This is a genomic window from Allobosea sp. P2_A10 (assembly GCF_056405115.1).
Genome location: NZ_JBFUCS010000009.1, coordinates 144,039 through 158,926, shown reverse-complemented (window position 1 = coordinate 158,926; position 14,888 = coordinate 144,039). Strand labels below are relative to the sequence as shown.

Annotated in this window: 16 protein-coding genes; 15 read left to right on the top strand and 1 reads right to left on the bottom strand. The window is 67.1% G+C overall.

The features are described 5' to 3' along the window. Window positions 1–169 precede the first annotated feature (169 nt). From AC1DZY_RS14990 to AC1DZY_RS14920, 15 genes are all read left to right on the top strand, one after another. Window positions 170–1,075 (top strand): DMT family transporter, encoded by a 906-nt coding sequence (locus tag AC1DZY_RS14990; protein WP_476820916.1) that lies wholly within the window; start codon window positions 170–172, stop codon window positions 1,073–1,075. Between the two features lie 49 nt (window positions 1,076–1,124). Further along, a complete protein-coding gene (locus AC1DZY_RS14985) occupies window positions 1,125–2,621 on the top strand; it encodes a methyl-accepting chemotaxis protein (RefSeq protein WP_476820915.1) in 1,497 nt (498 codons plus the stop codon). Window positions 2,622–2,689: 68 nt separating this feature from the next. Beyond that, complete coding sequence (locus AC1DZY_RS14980) at window positions 2,690–3,157, top strand: response regulator (protein WP_476820914.1); 468 nt, start codon at window positions 2,690–2,692, stop codon at window positions 3,155–3,157. Window positions 3,158–3,345: 188 nt separating this feature from the next. Next, on the top strand, window positions 3,346–3,642 hold the full coding sequence (locus AC1DZY_RS14975) for an STAS domain-containing protein (protein ID WP_476820913.1): 297 nt from the start codon (window positions 3,346–3,348) through the stop codon (window positions 3,640–3,642). Between the two features lie 5 nt (window positions 3,643–3,647). Next, window positions 3,648–4,007 (top strand): response regulator, encoded by a 360-nt coding sequence (locus AC1DZY_RS14970; protein WP_476820912.1) that lies wholly within the window; start codon window positions 3,648–3,650, stop codon window positions 4,005–4,007. 9 nt (window positions 4,008–4,016) lie between these two features. Further along, window positions 4,017–6,338, top strand: coding sequence for a chemotaxis protein CheA (locus AC1DZY_RS14965; RefSeq protein ID WP_476820911.1), 2,322 nt, complete (start codon window positions 4,017–4,019; stop codon window positions 6,336–6,338). Between the two features lie 4 nt (window positions 6,339–6,342). Further along, window positions 6,343–6,852: a chemotaxis protein CheW gene (locus tag AC1DZY_RS14960; RefSeq protein ID WP_476820910.1), complete on the top strand. Its 510-nt coding sequence runs from the start codon at window positions 6,343–6,345 to the stop codon at window positions 6,850–6,852. Window positions 6,853–6,978: 126 nt separating this feature from the next. Further along, a complete protein-coding gene (locus AC1DZY_RS14955; protein ID WP_476820909.1) occupies window positions 6,979–8,898 on the top strand; it encodes a methyl-accepting chemotaxis protein in 1,920 nt (639 codons plus the stop codon). Between the two features lie 24 nt (window positions 8,899–8,922). Then, window positions 8,923–9,768: a CheR family methyltransferase gene (locus tag AC1DZY_RS14950; protein ID WP_476820908.1), complete on the top strand. Its 846-nt coding sequence runs from the start codon at window positions 8,923–8,925 to the stop codon at window positions 9,766–9,768. Next, window positions 9,765–10,358: a chemoreceptor glutamine deamidase CheD gene (locus AC1DZY_RS14945; protein WP_476820907.1), complete on the top strand. Its 594-nt coding sequence runs from the start codon at window positions 9,765–9,767 to the stop codon at window positions 10,356–10,358. Before AC1DZY_RS14950 ends, AC1DZY_RS14945 begins: the two co-directional genes overlap by 4 nt. Before the next feature lie 5 nt (window positions 10,359–10,363). Next, window positions 10,364–11,446: a chemotaxis-specific protein-glutamate methyltransferase CheB gene (gene cheB, locus AC1DZY_RS14940; RefSeq protein WP_476820906.1), complete on the top strand. Its 1,083-nt coding sequence runs from the start codon at window positions 10,364–10,366 to the stop codon at window positions 11,444–11,446. A 10-nt stretch (window positions 11,447–11,456) separates the two neighbouring features. After that, the gene (locus tag AC1DZY_RS14935) at window positions 11,457–11,840 is read left to right on the top strand and encodes a response regulator (RefSeq protein ID WP_068180541.1); all 384 of its coding nucleotides are present in this window, start codon (window positions 11,457–11,459) and stop codon (window positions 11,838–11,840) included. A 139-nt stretch (window positions 11,841–11,979) separates the two neighbouring features. Then, the gene (locus AC1DZY_RS14930) at window positions 11,980–12,549 is read left to right on the top strand and encodes a glutathione peroxidase (protein WP_476820905.1); all 570 of its coding nucleotides are present in this window, start codon (window positions 11,980–11,982) and stop codon (window positions 12,547–12,549) included. A 194-nt stretch (window positions 12,550–12,743) separates the two neighbouring features. Beyond that, window positions 12,744–13,673 carry an N-carbamoyl-D-amino-acid hydrolase gene (locus tag AC1DZY_RS14925; protein WP_476820904.1) on the top strand — a complete coding sequence of 310 codons (930 nt, stop codon included), beginning with the start codon at window positions 12,744–12,746 and terminating at the stop codon, window positions 13,671–13,673. Between the two features lie 3 nt (window positions 13,674–13,676). Further along, on the top strand, window positions 13,677–14,315 hold the full coding sequence (locus AC1DZY_RS14920) for a flavin reductase family protein (protein WP_476820903.1): 639 nt from the start codon (window positions 13,677–13,679) through the stop codon (window positions 14,313–14,315). A gap of 3 nt (window positions 14,316–14,318) precedes the next feature. Here AC1DZY_RS14920 and mog read toward each other — a convergent pair whose 3' ends face one another. After that, window positions 14,319–14,864: a molybdopterin adenylyltransferase gene (gene mog / locus AC1DZY_RS14915; protein ID WP_476820902.1), complete on the bottom strand. Its 546-nt coding sequence runs from the start codon at window positions 14,862–14,864 to the stop codon at window positions 14,319–14,321. Window positions 14,865–14,888 lie beyond the last annotated feature (24 nt).

Genomic DNA, 14,888 nt, shown 5'->3' with positions numbered 1-14,888 from the left:
TGCTGCGCTGACGGAATGCAAACTTGGATGCGGCTGTCGGCATCGCCTCCGACCCCGGCGATTCCATCCCGTCGAACCGGCGGAACGCTGCGTTTCCCTTGCCTCTGCCGCAGGCCCGGCCGGCGAGTTCGCATGACGGACGCGGCGGCGCGTCTGCCATAGTCGCGCCATGCCTCAGTCGAACGCCCGCGCCTTGCTCCTCGTCCCGCTTCTCGGTCTGCTCTGGGGCTTCAACTGGCCAGCCGTCAAAATCTCGCTCGGCGAGATCGCGCCCTGGACCCTGCGCGCCGGCGGAATGACCTTTGCCGGGCTCGTGCTGGCCTGCGTGGCGCTGGCGCGACGCCAACCCCTCCAGGTACCGAGGGAGCAGTGGCTCCGGCTTTTGCTGGCCGGATTTCTCACGGTCGCCGCCTTCAACGTGCTCCTGGCATTCGCGCAGTTGATGGCTCCGACCTCGCGTGCCGCGATCCTGACCTTCACCATGCCGATCTGGGCGACGCTGCTGGCCCGGCTCTGGCTCGGCGAGGAGATCGACGGCAGAAAGCTTCTTGGACTGGGGCTAGGCGCTGCCGGCCTCGTCGCGCTCGGCCTGCCGCTGATCCGCGCCGGTGGACTCGGGCCGGGCCTGTGGCTTGCGCTGATCGCAAGCGTCAGCTGGGCGCTGGGCACCATCGTGACCAAACGCTGGCCCGTTTCCGCACCGGCGCTGGTCGTGGCTTCCTGGCAGCTCCTGATCGGCGGCGCGGTGGCCGCGCTTGGAATGCTGGCCTTCGAGGGGCTGCCCGTTCCCAAGCTGCTGGCGCCGCGCACGGCCGCCGCGCTGACCTACCATATCCTCGGCGCACAGGCGCTGGCCTATTTCCTGTGGTTTACCGTCATTGCGCGCCTGCCTGCGGGCGTCGCCAGTATCGGCACTTTGATGGTTCCCGCCGTCGGCGTGCTCGGCTCGGTCGTGCTGCTCGGCGAGCGGCCGAGCGCCAGCGACTGGCTCGGCCTCGTGCTCGTGATGGCGGCGTCGGGCACGATCCTTCTGCCGGCGCGCAAGGGCGTACCGCAAGCCTCGCGACAAGGCTGAATTCAGGCGCAAAACCGGGCATTAACCGGGGGTTTACCGCGTTTTCGGTATGGTCGATGCGACCGTCTCCGACCGTGGACCCGACATCGCCATGCAAGCACAGGCCCTGAAGGCTCCGCCGCCGGCCAATGAGGACGCGCCGCATGATGCCGGCGCGGCCCGGGCGGTGCGCGAGATCGCGGAGCGCTTCGGCAAGCTCGGCGCGGAGATCACTGATATTTCCGGGCGCATCGGCGATGTCACCGGGCAGCTCGACGGTCAGACTGACGGCCTCCACCGCGTCGTCAGCGCCGTCGAGCAGGTTTCGCGCGCCAACCGTTCGATCCAGCAGGCCGCCGAGGGCGCACAAGCGACGGCCTCCGTCGTCCGCAGCGGGCTCGAGCGCGTCACCGGGGCTGTCCGGGTCGGTCTCAATGCCGCCCAATCCGACATCGAGGCGCTGTCGCAGGGCGCGCAATCGATTTCGCAGGCGCTGGCCGAGGCCGTCGCCGACGCACACAAGGTCCGGGTTTCCAGCGACGCGATCCAGTCGATCACCCGCGAAATCCAGCTGCTTTCGGTCAATGCCGGCGTCGAGGCGGCACGCAGCGGCACGGCCGGGCGGGGCTTCGCCGTCATCGCAGCCGCCGTCAAGCATCTCGCCGAACAGACCCGCGAGGCGACGACGCTCAGCGCCAAGCAGCTCGACGCGCTGGTCAAGACTGTCGACCAGCTGGCGCGCAAGAGCCAGGAGAATGCCGAGACGGCGCGGCGCGCCTCCGATGGCAGCCAGGGCATCGCCCAGCATGTCGGCGAACTCGACAGCTTCGGGCGCTCGGTCGTCGGCCTGATCGGCGACATCGACGCGATCTCCGACCCCACCCGCGAAAACGCCATCGCCTTCGCCAAGGTCGGCGACGATCTCAAGGCGTTGGTCGCCGGCGTCGCCCAGTCGAGCGAGAATCTCGACCGTGCAGCCCAGCGTACGCAATCGCTGGTCTCGATCAGCGAGGCGATCCTCGGCTCGATCGCGGCCTCGGGCGTGCGCACGGCGCAGTCGGAGCTGATCGAGACCGCGATGGAGACGGCGCAGGCGATCGGCGCGCTGTTCGAACAGGCGCTGGCGCGTGGCGAACTCACCATGGCCGATCTGTTCGACGAGGCCTACCGGCCCGTCGCGGGCTCGGACCCGGTGCAGCACATGACGCGCTTCGTGGCGCTGACCGACCGCATCCTGCCGCCGATCCAGGAGAAGCTGCTGGCTTCCAACCGCCGCATCGTGTTTTGCGCAGCGGTCGACCGCAACGGCTTCCTGCCGACTCACAACCAGAAATACAGCCATCCGCAGGGCCGCGACCCGGTTTGGAACAACGCCAACTGCCGCAACCGCCGCATCTTCAACGATCGGACGGGCCTCGCGGCCGCGCGCAACCAGAAGCCGTTCCTGCTGCAGACCTATCGTCGCGACATGGGCGGCGGCCAGTTTCTGGTGATGGAGGATCTGTCGGCCCCGATCCGGGTCAAGGGCCGGCACTGGGGCGGGTTCCGATTCGGCCTGAACGTCTGAAGGACAGTATCGGCCGCCGCCTGTGGCACCGGCCTTGTCGCGTTGAGTAGAGTGGTCGAGCCAGCGTCATGCATATCGCGCCGTCATTCCCGAACCTCTCGGTGCTGCTGATCGATTCCAGCCCGCATTACCGGCGCATCGTGCGCACCATGCTCTACCAGGCCCAGCTCAACCGCATTTTCGAGGCGTCGGACCTGTCGTCGGCGGCGACGATGTTCATCCAGAAGCAGCCCAACATCGTCATCCTCGACTGGGACATGCCCGATGGCGGCAGCCTGAAATGCCTGGCCTCGATCCGCTCCTTCAAGACCTCGCCCTTCGCCAAGGCGCCGGTGCTGGTGATGATGGAGCGACCCGACCGGCGCTCGGTGATCCATGCCGCCAAGCTCGGCGCGCACGAGATCATCACCAAGCCGATCTCGCCCAACAACCTCTGGACGCATCTGTCGGGGATCATCAACATCCCGCGCAAATACCGCGAGCAGAGCGGCGCGATTTCGCTCGTGCCGCGCGCGATCAGCAACAGCATGTTCTGACTGCGGAAGCCGGCCCGCACCGCCGGCCGCCGCTCCCAATCCGCGCCAGTCGCGAGCCGGCCCGGCAAAGTGGTCGCGGCTTTGTCTCTTGCGCCACAACATGCCTTGCAAACGCCTAAAAGGTTGACGCAATTCGTTCCGGTTAGCGAAATTTTTACCAATACGGCGCGATGCTCTGCGGCACATTCATGGGTCGCGCCGCCGTGGTCATCACAGTCTCCCTACCAGCCTTCCTGGGCCGCTCCGAGGCCGCAGCTTTCCGCAACCAGCTCCTCGTGGCGCTGGAGCAGAAGGAAAGCATCGCCGTCGAATGCGCGGAGGCCGGCCCCCTGCCGAGCCTCTGGATCCAGCTTCTGCATTCGGCAGCCGGCAGCGCCAAGGCGCGCGGGCTCTCGGTCACCCTCAAGGCGGCTTCCGAGGAATGCCGCAAATCCCTGCAGGCGATCGGTTTCGATCCCGCTCAAAGCGCCCTCGTTGTGGAGTGACATCGATGCGAATTCTGGCCATCGACGATACCAAGACCCTGCTGAGCCTGCTCTGCATGACCCTGCGAAATGCCGGGCATGAGGTCGCCGCCGCCGAAAACGGCGAGGAGGGCCTGACCACCTTCGACCAGTTCAAGCCCGATCTGGTGATCACCGACCTCAACATGCCGCTGATGGACGGAATCCAGTTCACCCGCGCCTGCCGGGCGCGGCCTGCCGGGCAGAATACGCCGATCATCGTGCTGACCACGGAGAACGGCGCCGAGATCAAGGCCGAGGGCCGGCGCGCCGGCGCCAGCGCCTGGATGGTCAAGCCGTTCGAGCCAAACACCCTGCTCGGCCTCGTCGCCCGCTACCAGAACTGAGGCGGCCAAATGGATCCGTTGGCGGAACTCAAGCAGACCTTCTTCCAGGAGTGCGAGGAACTCCTCGGCGCCCTGGAACTCAAGCTTCAGGCCCTCGACGAGGGCTCGACCGATTCCGAGGACGTCAACGCCGCCTTCCGGGCGATCCATTCGATCAAGGGCGGGGCAGGGGCTTTCGGCTGTACCGAGCTCGTTGCCTTCGCGCATGTCTTCGAGGCGTCGCTCGACCATCTTCGCTCGGGCCGCGTGGCGATCGAGGACGCACCCTTCGCGCTGTTCCTGCGCTGCTCGGACGCCGTCGCCGATCTCGTCTCGGCCGCCCGCAACGATGAGCCGGCCCGGCCGCGCCCCGATCTGCTGGAGGCGCTCGAACAGGTCGGCCAGGCGCCCAAGCCGGCCGCTGCGGCTCCCGTTGCGCCGGCTGCGCCTGCTGTCCCTGCCGCAGCCGCCGCCAATGATGCGCCTCCCGGGATCGCCGCGCTCGGCAACCTGCTCGCCATGGTCGAGGCCAAGACTGCCCCCGTCGCAGCTCCCGCGGCTGTCGATCCCGGCTGGGACGACGAACCGGTTGTCCCGGCGAAGGTCGCTGCCAAGGCTGGCGCCAACATCTGCCTGCGGATCAGCCCCGAGACCGACCTCTTCCGTCGCGTGATCGAGCCGCGCGTCGTGCTGGCTTCGTTGCCGGCCGACGACATCGTCTCGGTGACCTGCGACATGAGCCATGTGCCGGCGCTGGAGGCGATCGACGTCACCGACTGCTACATGCGTTTCGTCGTGAACATGCGCACGGAGCTGTCGATCGAGGAGGTCTGCAGCCGCTTCGACTTCACGCTGGCCGCCGAAGAGTTCGAGATCGAGACGCTGGCCGCCACGCCTGCCAACGACGATGTGACACCGGCCCCGGCCGATGCGCCCGCGCCGGAGGTTTCAGCCGGTGTCGCCGCCGATCTGTCGGCGATCCTGGCCAAGCTCGGTGCGGCTCCCGCCCCCGTCGCGCAGCCCGACATCCAGCCTGCCGCAGCGCCTGCGCCGGTCGCGGCTCCGGTCCATGCCGTCGTCGAGGCTCCCGCTCCGCCCAAGCCCGCGGTCCGCGCCGCGCCCGTCAATGATGCCGCCGCCGCGCGCCAGCGCCAGGCCGTCAGCGTGCGCGTCGACCTCGACCGCATCGACAAGCTGATGAACCTCGTCGGCGAGATCGTCATCACCCAGTCGATGCTGGTCGAATGCGTCCGCTCGCTGCCCTACGATGTTCACGCCAAGACGGCGGAAGGCATCCTGACTCTGTCGCGCCAGACCCGCGAATTGCAGGACCACGTCATGGCGGTCCGCGCCCAGCCCGTGAAGGCTGTGTTCCAGCGCATGCCGCGCCTGGTGCGCGAGCTGGCGCAGACGCTCGGCAAGGAAGTGAAGCTCGTCCTCGAGGGCGAGAACACCGAGGTCGACAAGACCATCATCGAGGAACTGGCCGATCCGCTGACCCACATGATCCGCAATTCGATGGATCATGGGTTGGAGACGCCCGACGAACGCGCCGCCGCCGGCAAGAGCGTCGAAGGCACGATCAAGCTGGTCGCAGAGCATCGCGCCGGCCGCATCGTCATCTCCGTTACCGATGACGGGCGTGGCATCGGCCGCGACAAGCTGCTCGCCAAGGCCAAGTCGCGCGGCCTCGTCGGCCAGGACGAAAAGCTCGCTCCCGAAGAGATCGACCAGCTGATCTTCGCCGCCGGCCTCTCGACCGCCGAGGTGATCAGCGACGTTTCAGGCCGCGGCGTCGGCATGGACGTGGTGCGCCGGAACGTCGAATCGCTTGGCGGCCGCATCTCGGTCGATTCCGAGCCCGGCCGCGGCTGCAAGTTCACGCTCGCCCTGCCGCTGACGCTGGCCGTGCTCGAAGGCATGGTCATCCGCTGCGGCGACGATCGCTACGTCATCCCGATCGCAAGCGTGATCGAGACGCAGCATCTCGCCTCGACGCCGATCGAGCACCTGACCTTCGGCCAGGAAGTCCTGCGCTGGCGCGGCGAAGTCACGCCGCTCTACCGCCTGGGCGCGGTCATGGGCTCGCTTGGAACGCGCAACGAGAACATCATCATCATCGCCGAGACCGAACGTGGCGACAATGTCGGCATCGCGGTCGACGAGATCGTCGGCCAGCAGCAGGTCGTCGTGAAGAGCCTCGAAGGCAACTACGGCACAGTCAACGGCGCGTCCGCCGCCACCATTCTCGGCGACGGTCTCGTCGCCCTGATCCTCGACGTCGACTCGATGCTGCGCCTTGCAGCTTCCAGCGTCCGCCCTCCCGTTCCCGCACTGAAAATGGCTGGATGATCTCATGACCCTTCAACTCGGCGAAAAGCACTTCTCGTCGGCGCAGCCGGAATCGGCCGTGCGCCGGATCGTGACCTTCAAGGTTGGCGACCGCACCTTCGGCATCGATGTCGGCATGGTGCGCGAGATCAAGGGCTGGCAGGCGACGACTCCGCTGCCCCATGCCGCCCCGCATGTGCGCGGCGTGCTGAACCTGCGCGGCGTGATCCTGGCGGTCTACGACCTGCGCACCTCGATCGGGCTCGGGCTGACCGACGCGACCGCGACGCATGTCATCGTCGTCGTCGACATCGAGGACAAGGTCGCCGGCCTGCTGGTCGATTCGGTTTCGGACATCGTCGACGTGCCGGTCAGCGCGGTTCGGCCCGCGCCCGATCTGGAGCGCGACGAGCACGGCCTGATCGAAGGCCTCGTCCTGCTCGACACCGACATCGTGGCGCTGCTCGACCTCGCGGCCGTGATCCGCGACGGCGGCACCGAAGGCGCGATGGCCAAGACCGTTCGCCCGAACTGAGTTCAAGTCGACTTCTGAAGCTCCTGCGGCGCGTTCTCGCCGGTTTTCAGGAAGGGTTGCGTTTTCAGCGTCAGGAAGAGCCGAACGTCAAAGAACCGTAAGCCAAGAAAGAAACGACAAGAACACATGGCCAGCTTCCCCGGTTCCCTCTCCAGACTGTCGGTCAGGCTGCCGCTGATGTTCGTCGGGGGAGCGCTCGCTGGTGGCGGCGTGGTCGCTGCCAGCGCCTGGCGGATCGCGGGCGACGCCATGACGGCCGCCGCTCCGCAGATGTTGACCCTGAGCGTTGTTTCGCTGTCCGGCGTCGCGCTGATCGGCGCATTCGCGGCGTATCGTGTCCAGCGCCCGGTTGCGGCCATGCGCGACGCTGCGTCCAGGATCGCCGAGGGCGCGCAGGCCACGATCCCCGGCTTGACCCGTACCGACGAGATCGGCGATCTCGCCCGTGCACTCAAGGCCGTCCACGAATCCGGCGTCGAGGCCATGCGCATCCGCGCCGCGCTCGACGGCTGCCGCACCAATGTCATGGTCTGCGACGCGGAAGGCCGCGTCGTCTACGTCAACAGCTCGCTGCTGAAGTTCTTCACCGAGGCGCAGGAGGATTTCCGCGCCGCTTTCCCGGGCTGCTCGGCCAAGGACATGCTCGGCAGGGTAATGGAGGCCGTGCAGCGCGAGCCCGGTCTCGGGCGCGCCGACGCGTCGCCGCAAGCGGCCATCCGCTTCCCGCTCGGCCGCCGCACCGTTTCGCTGTCGCTGACGCCGGTGCTGCATGGCGATGGCAGCCGGCTCGGCACCGCCGTCGAATGGCTCGAACTGACCGATGAACTCGCGGCCTCGGCGGAAGTCGCGGAGATGGTCGCGGCCGCCGTCGAGGGCGATTTCTCGCGGCGCGTGCCGCTCGCCGGCAAACCCGAGGCGCTGGCCCGGATCGCCGAGGGCATGAACGGCATCAACCATGTGGTCGAAGGCGCGGTCGGCGAACTTGCGCGGGTTCTCGGCAGCCTCGCCGAGGGCGACCTGACCCATCGCATGCAGGGCGATTATCGCGGGCGCTTCGCCGAATTGCAGCAGAGCCTCAACGGCACGATGGAGCATCTGGCCGGCACGGTCGCGACGATCCAGACGACCGCCGGCCATGTCGCGCGCGCCGCCAACGAGATCAACCAGGGTGCGGGCGATCTCGCCACCCGCACCGAACAGACTGCGGTGAACCTCGAGGAGACGGCGGCGACGACCGAACAACTCGCAGCCTCGGTCAAGCAGAGCGCGGCACGCTCGCGCCAGGCGACCGCACTCGCCGACGAAGCGATGGGCGTCGCCAATGACGGCAAGGCCGTGGTCACGCAGACGGTCGGCGCGATCGAGCGGATCGAGAACTCGTCCTCGCGCATCTCCGAGATCGTCGGCGTCATCGACGAGATCGCCTTCCAGACCAATCTGCTGGCGCTGAACGCGGCGGTGGAAGCGGCCCGCGCCGGCGACGCCGGCAAGGGCTTCGCCGTCGTGGCGTCTGAGGTGCGCTCGCTCGCGCAACGTTCGAGCCAGGCCGCTAAGGACATCAAGGGGCTGATCGCATCCTCCAACGAGCAGGTCGGCGAAGGCGTGCGCTTCGTGCGTTCGACCGGCGAGGCGCTCGACCGCATCGTCGCAGCCGCTGGCAAGGTCTCCGCGACTGTCGTCGAGATCTCGTCGGCCGCCGCCGAGCAGGCGCATGGCATCGAGGAAATGGCCCAGACCGTCGCCCATATGGACGAGACCACGCAGGCGAATTCGGCGCTGGCCGAGCAGAGCGCGACCTCGGCCGGCGAACTGATGAACGAGATCGCGACGCTGCGGAAACTCGTGACCTTCTTTCGGACCGATGCCGCGCGGATGTCCTCCGCTGCCGAGCCTGCAAGGCTGCAGCGCCATGCGGCTCCGGCGCCTGTCGAACAGAATCGCGCGGCGCCGTCGCGCCGCATGGAAACGCGTCGGCCAGAGCCGGTCGCGACGCCGCGCCGGCGTATCGCCGGCGGCGGGCGTGCTGATGAGTGGGCGGAGTTCTAAGTGTCGATGTCGAGATCAAACGCCATGCCCGCTCCCCAGGCCCTCGCGGACGCGACCCTGACGCGCGACGACATGGGCTTCATCGCCAAGCTCGTCTACGAGCAGGCGGGCATCGTCATCCGCGAGCACAAGGAGGCGATGACGCGCGGCCGACTGGCGCGGCGCGTCAAGGCGCTCGGGCTGAATTCGGTCGCGGAATACTGCGCCTTCCTGAAGACGCCGGGCGCCGCGAGCGAGATCCCGGAGCTGATCAACGCGGTCACCACCAATCACACCGCCTTCTTCCGCGAGCGCCACCATTTCGACCATCTGCGCAAGGACGTGCTGCCCAGGCTGATCAGCGAGCGCAGCGCCAGACGCGGGCGCATCCGGATCTGGTCCTCGGCCTCGTCCTCCGGCGAGGAGCCTTACACCATCGCCGCGATCGCGCGCGATGTGCTGGGCTCGCGCAGCGATGTCGATCTCAAGATCCTCGCGACCGACATCGATACCGACATCCTCGAAAAGGCCGATGCCGGCGTCTATCCGGCCGAGCTGTTCGAGCGGCTGCCGTCGGACGTGAAATCGCTGCTGCGCCATGAGAGCGTCGGGCGCGGCGAGGTCCGCATCTCCGAGGAGCTGCGCCGGCTGCTGGCGTTCAAGCGCCTGAACCTGATCGAGAAATGGCCGATGGGCGGGCCGTTCGACGTGATTTTCTGCCGCAACGTCTTCATCTATTTCGACACCCAGACCAAGGCGTCGATCCTCGACCGCTTCGTGACGCTGCTCGCGCCCGGCGGATTTCTCTATCTCGGTCACTCGGAATCTCTGCCGCAACCCCATCCGAAGCTCCGGCTGATCGGCCGCACCATCTATGAGAGAACTCCATGAGTGTCGCCCGGTCCTCTCGCCGCTATTTCGACCCGCGCTTCGAGGCGACGATCATCACCGTCGCGCCGGGCGAGCATGAGATCACCTCCGCCAAGGACGAGATCGTCGCCACCGTGCTGGGCTCCTGCATCTCCGTGTGCATGCGCGACCCCGTCGCCAGCGTCGGCGGGCTGAACCATTTCCTGTTGCCCAAGGCCAGCGGCGGCGCCGACGCCAATGCCGGCGAGCGCTATGGCGACACGGCGATGGAAGTGCTGATCAACGGCCTGCTCAAGCGCGGCGCCAAGCGCGGCAACCTCGAGGCCAAAGTTTTTGGCGGCGCGCGCGTGCTCTCGGGCGCGACGATGCTGGCGATCGGCGACGGCAACATCGCCTTCGTCACCGAGTTTCTCAAGGTCGAAGGCATTCCCGTGGTCTCGAAGGATGTCGGGGGCACGCGCTCGCGACGCATCCACTACCAGCCCTCGACCGGGCGGGCCTGGGTCCAGCATGTCCAGTCGACGGCGCGCGATCCCGAGCATCAGCAGGAAATGGCCTATCTCAACCGCCTCAAGACCCAGCCCGTGGCCTGTGACGTCGAAATCTGGTGATGAGCATGATGACCTCCTCCGCCGGCCCGATCAAAGTCCTCGTCGTCGACGATTCCATCCTGATGCAGAAGTTGATGACGCAGATCATCGACTCCGCGCCGGGCTTCAAGGTGATCGGCGTCGCCGGCTCCGCCGAAGAAGGCTGGGACGCGATCCAGGAGTTGCGCCCCGACATCCTGACGCTCGATCTCGAACTGCCGGGACGGCACGGCCTCAAGCTGCTCGCGCGCGTGCTTAAGCAGGACCCGCTGCCGGTGCTGATCGTCTCGGCCTTTGGCGGGCCGGGCGCCGACAACACGATCCAGGCGCTCGAACTCGGTGCGATCGACTTCATCGAGAAGCCCGACGGCACGACGCATACGCTGGAGGGCTTCATGAAGCACCTCGTGGCGGCGCTGTCGCGGGCCTCGGCCAGCCGGCGCATGTTCGCCGCGCGCCGCGAGACAGCGCCGGTCCGCCCGGTCATGGCGCGCGAGCCCTCTCGCAGCGGCGGACGGACCTCGCTGATCGCGATCGGCGCCTCGACTGGCGGCGTGCCCGCGGTGCAGGTGGTGATGCGCGACCTTGCTCATCTGCGCATCCCGATCGTCGTCGTGCAGCACATGCCGCCGGGCTACACGGCGAAATTCGCCGCGCGACTTGCGACCGCGACAGGGCTCGACTGCAAGGAAGCCGCCGATGGCGACCGGCTGAAGCCCGGCATGGCCGTGGTCGCGCCGGGTGGGCCGAAGCACCTCGAAATCGAGGAGCGGCGTGGCGAGATCGTCTGCGTCCTGCGCGAGGGGCCGCTGGTCAGCGGCCACAGCCCCTCGGTCGACGTGATGTTCCATTCCGTGGCGAAGAGCTTCGGCGCACACTCCGTTGGCGTGCTTTTGACCGGAATGGGCCGCGACGGCGCTGACGGTTTGTTAGCCATGCGCAAAGCCGGGGCCGAGACGTTAATCCAAAGTGGGGAAACCTGTGTGGTAAACGGGATGCCTAAAGCGGCGTTCGAGATCGGAGCCGCCGACAGGGTTGTAGCGCTCGACCAGATCGGGGCTGCTGTCGGCAACCTGATCGGCGAACGTCCCCATCTGCGCACCGCGTGAGGAGAGCGTGATGAAAGCGAGAAGCGACTACCGGATCCTCGTGGTCGATGACCAGAAGAGCATGCGCGGACTGGCGACCTATTTTCTGAAGCAGATCGAGTTTCAGGACATCGACGAGGCGGAGAATGCGCGCGAGGCCCTGATGAAGATGCAGGGCAAGCGTTACGATCTGCTGCTGCTCGACTGGAACATGGACGGCATGAGCGGCATCGACCTGCTGCGCGCCATCCGCTCGGTCCCCGAGCTGAACCAGATCAAGATCATCATGGCGACCTCGGAACGCTCGGTCGACAAGATGGATGAGGCGACGACCAACGGGGCCGACCACTATGTCGTGAAGCCCTACGAGCTGCGCGACCTCGAAGTCCGCGTGAAGAAGGTTCTGGCCTGCTGAGGCAGGCGGCCAGCTGAACGATTGCTTTCATTCCGGTTGCTGGAGCGCCCCGGGCCATCAGGCCGCGGGGCGCATCCGTTTCGGGACCAAGCGCGTAGAAGATGGTAGGTCGCCGGCAACGAACAGGATGGGCCTCGCCATGACATGGTCGCGTCGAAACGTCCTTGGCCTGCTCGGTTGCGCGATCGCCGCGCCCGATCTCGTCGGCAGCGCGGCGGCGCAAGGTGCGCCAAACGCCTATGGTTTCGCCTTCGACCGGCCCGATGGCGGGACGCTGGCGCTATCGGCCTATCGCGGCCGCCCGATCCTGATCGTCAACACCGCCACGAATTGCGGCTTTGCCGGCCAGTTCGCGACGCTGGAACTGCTCTGGCAGCGCTATGCCGGCCGGGGTCTGATGCTGATCGCGGTGCCGAGCAATGATTTTGGCGGGCAGGAGCCGCTGGAGGGGCAGGCGATCGCCGATGCGGCGCGCCAGAATTACGGCGCGACCTATGCCTTTGCCGACAAGACCGTCATTCGCGGCGCGGAAGCGCACCCTTTCTATCGCTGGGCGGCGGCGCTGCGCCCGGCCGAAACGCCGCAATGGAACTTCCACAAATACCTGATCGGCCGCGATGGCGGGCTCGTCGGCGGCTTTTCGACGACGGCGGACCCGATCGGGCCGCAACTGGTTCGCGCCATCGGCCAGGAACTGCAGGTCGGGTGAGCCTGCACCGCCTAACTTGCGTGGCGCGATTTTCGCAATGCCGCCGCAACATCGCGCCATCTTGGCGCGGGCGCTGCTTCGCGCGAGTGTGAATTCCTGGAAGCTGGCGCATCATCGCGTTTGCGACGCAATCTTCACGCAGCGTCCTGCATCGCGCAGCGCCCTGCCTGCCACATCAGTCCGATCGAGGCCCCATGTCCCGTATCCTGACCATCGCCGCCGCCCAGCTCGGGCCGATCCAGAAAGCCGAGACGCGCGAGAGCGTGATCGCGCGCATGATCAAGCTGATGGACCTCGCCAAGGCTCAAGCCGCCGATCTGATCGTCTATCCGGAGCTGGCGTTCACCACCTTCTTCCCGCGCTGGCACCATGAGGACCGCGCCGAGGCCGACCACTGGTTCGAGGCGGCGATGCCCAATCCAGCCGTGCAGCCGCTCTTCGATCTGGCGCGCCATTACAAGATGGGCATGAGCTTCGGCTATGCCGAGCTGACGCCGGAGGGGCGGCATTTCAATTCGTCGCTTCTGGTCGACAAGAGCGGTGAGATCGTCGGCAAGTACCGCAAGATCCATTTGCCGGGCCATGTCGAATACGATCCGCAGCGCACGCACCAGCATCTCGAAAAGCGCTATTTCGAGCCCGGCGATCTCGGTTTCCCGGTCTGGCGGACGATGGGCGGCTTGATTGGCATGTGCATCTGCAACGACCGGCGCTGGCCCGAGACCTACCGCGTGATGGGGTTGCAGGGCGTCGAACTTGTCGTGCTCGGCTTCAATACACCCTCGGTCAATTCGCAGCGCAGCGACGAGGCGGCAGACCGGCGCATGTTCCATCACAAGCTCTCGCTGGCGGCGGGCGCCTACCAGAACTCGACCTGGGTCGTGGCCGTCGCCAAGGCCGGCGATGAGGACGGCCACCATCTGATGGGCGGCACGATGATCGCCAATCCCGATGGCGAGATCGTCGCGGTGCTCGACGGTGAGGAGGACGGCGTCATCGTCCATCCCTGCGATCTCGACGACACCAAATTCGGCAAGGAGACGATTTTCGACTTCAAGCGTCACCGCCGCATCGAGCACTATGCCCCGATCACCGGGCAGGTCGGGGTCGTCGAGCCTGAATGAACGATGAGCGCCTTCACCGCCGCTTTCGCCGATCTCGACCCGCACGAACGCTACAAGCTGCTCTGCGCCAGTGTAACGCCGCGCCCGATCGCGCTCGTGACCTGCGTCTCGGGAGACGGCGTGGTCAATGCCGCACCGTTCTCGTTCTTCAACGTATTCTCGGAGGAGCCGGCGCTGATCGTGCTCGGTCTGCAGCACAAGCCCGGCAATACGCTCAAGGACACCACCCGCAACATCGCGGCCGCCGRCGAATTCGTCGTCAATCTGGTCGACGAGGGGCTGGCCGGGGCGATGAACATCTGTGCGATCGATTTCCCGCCGGAGGTCAGCGAGATCGATGCGGCAGGCCTGTCGCTGCTGCCGGGCGTTACGATCGACGTGCCGCGCATCGCGCAGGCGCCGTTCGCGCTGGAGTGCCGCCGCAACCTCAGCCTCGCCTTCAGCGCGACGCGGGAATTGCTGATCGGCGAGGTCGTGCGCATCCACGCCCGCGAGGGGCTGGTCGATCCCGCCACGCTGCGCGTCAGCATGAGCGACTACAAGCCGGTCGGCCGCATGTTCGGCGATGGCTATGCGCGCCAGAACGATCGCTTCGACCTGCGGCGCGGCACCTATGCGGAGTGGTTGGCGACGCGGGGTTGACCGTTAGGCCTTCGGCTTCTGGCCGGGCCTGAAGGCCGCGATCACAGCCGGATCGGTCTCCAGATACGGCCCCTCGATCAGGTCGATGCAATAGGGGATCGCCGGCATAACGGCGTCCAGGCACTCGGCGATGGCGCGGGGACGGCCGGGCAGGTTGACGATCAGCGATTTGCCACGGATGCCGGCGGTCTGGCGCGACAGGATCGCGGTCGGCACCTTGGCGAGGCTGACCTGGCGCATCAGCTCGCCGAAGCCCGGCATCGGCTTCTCGATCACGTCCTGCGTCGCCTCGGGCGTGACGTCGCGCGGGGCAGGGCCCGTGCCGCCGGTGGTGACGATCAGGCAGCAGCCCTCCTGATCGGCGAGCGCGATCAGCGTCTGCGCGATCAGCTTGCGGTCGTCGGGGATCACCCGGGCGACCGGCGTCCAGGACGAGGTCAGCGCCCTGGTGAAATAGGCCTCGATCGCCGGGCCGCCCTCATCGGCATAAATGCCGGCCGAGGCGCGGTCGGAGACCGTGACGATGCCGATCCGGATGGGCTGGCTCATGACGCGTCCTGCTGTGGTCAAGGC

Coding starts and splice junctions, on each gene's coding strand:
- AC1DZY_RS14945 (WP_476820907.1), top strand. CDS start 9,765: ATGAGTGTCGCCCGGTCCTCTCGCCGCTATTTCGACCCGCGCTTCGAG.
- mog (WP_476820902.1), bottom strand. CDS start 14,864: ATGAGCCAGCCCATCCGGATCGGCATCGTCACGGTCTCCGACCGCGCC.
- AC1DZY_RS14950 (WP_476820908.1), top strand. CDS start 8,923: ATGCCCGCTCCCCAGGCCCTCGCGGACGCGACCCTGACGCGCGACGAC.
- AC1DZY_RS14955 (WP_476820909.1), top strand. CDS start 6,979: ATGGCCAGCTTCCCCGGTTCCCTCTCCAGACTGTCGGTCAGGCTGCCG.
- AC1DZY_RS14930 (WP_476820905.1), top strand. CDS start 11,980: ATGACATGGTCGCGTCGAAACGTCCTTGGCCTGCTCGGTTGCGCGATC.
- AC1DZY_RS14925 (WP_476820904.1), top strand. CDS start 12,744: ATGTCCCGTATCCTGACCATCGCCGCCGCCCAGCTCGGGCCGATCCAG.
- AC1DZY_RS14965 (WP_476820911.1), top strand. CDS start 4,017: ATGGATCCGTTGGCGGAACTCAAGCAGACCTTCTTCCAGGAGTGCGAG.
- AC1DZY_RS14975 (WP_476820913.1), top strand. CDS start 3,346: ATGGGTCGCGCCGCCGTGGTCATCACAGTCTCCCTACCAGCCTTCCTG.
- AC1DZY_RS14985 (WP_476820915.1), top strand. CDS start 1,125: ATGGTCGATGCGACCGTCTCCGACCGTGGACCCGACATCGCCATGCAA.
- AC1DZY_RS14970 (WP_476820912.1), top strand. CDS start 3,648: ATGCGAATTCTGGCCATCGACGATACCAAGACCCTGCTGAGCCTGCTC.
- AC1DZY_RS14960 (WP_476820910.1), top strand. CDS start 6,343: ATGACCCTTCAACTCGGCGAAAAGCACTTCTCGTCGGCGCAGCCGGAA.
- AC1DZY_RS14990 (WP_476820916.1), top strand. CDS start 170: ATGCCTCAGTCGAACGCCCGCGCCTTGCTCCTCGTCCCGCTTCTCGGT.
- AC1DZY_RS14980 (WP_476820914.1), top strand. CDS start 2,690: ATGCATATCGCGCCGTCATTCCCGAACCTCTCGGTGCTGCTGATCGAT.
- cheB (WP_476820906.1), top strand. CDS start 10,364: ATGATGACCTCCTCCGCCGGCCCGATCAAAGTCCTCGTCGTCGACGAT.
- AC1DZY_RS14935 (WP_068180541.1), top strand. CDS start 11,457: ATGAAAGCGAGAAGCGACTACCGGATCCTCGTGGTCGATGACCAGAAG.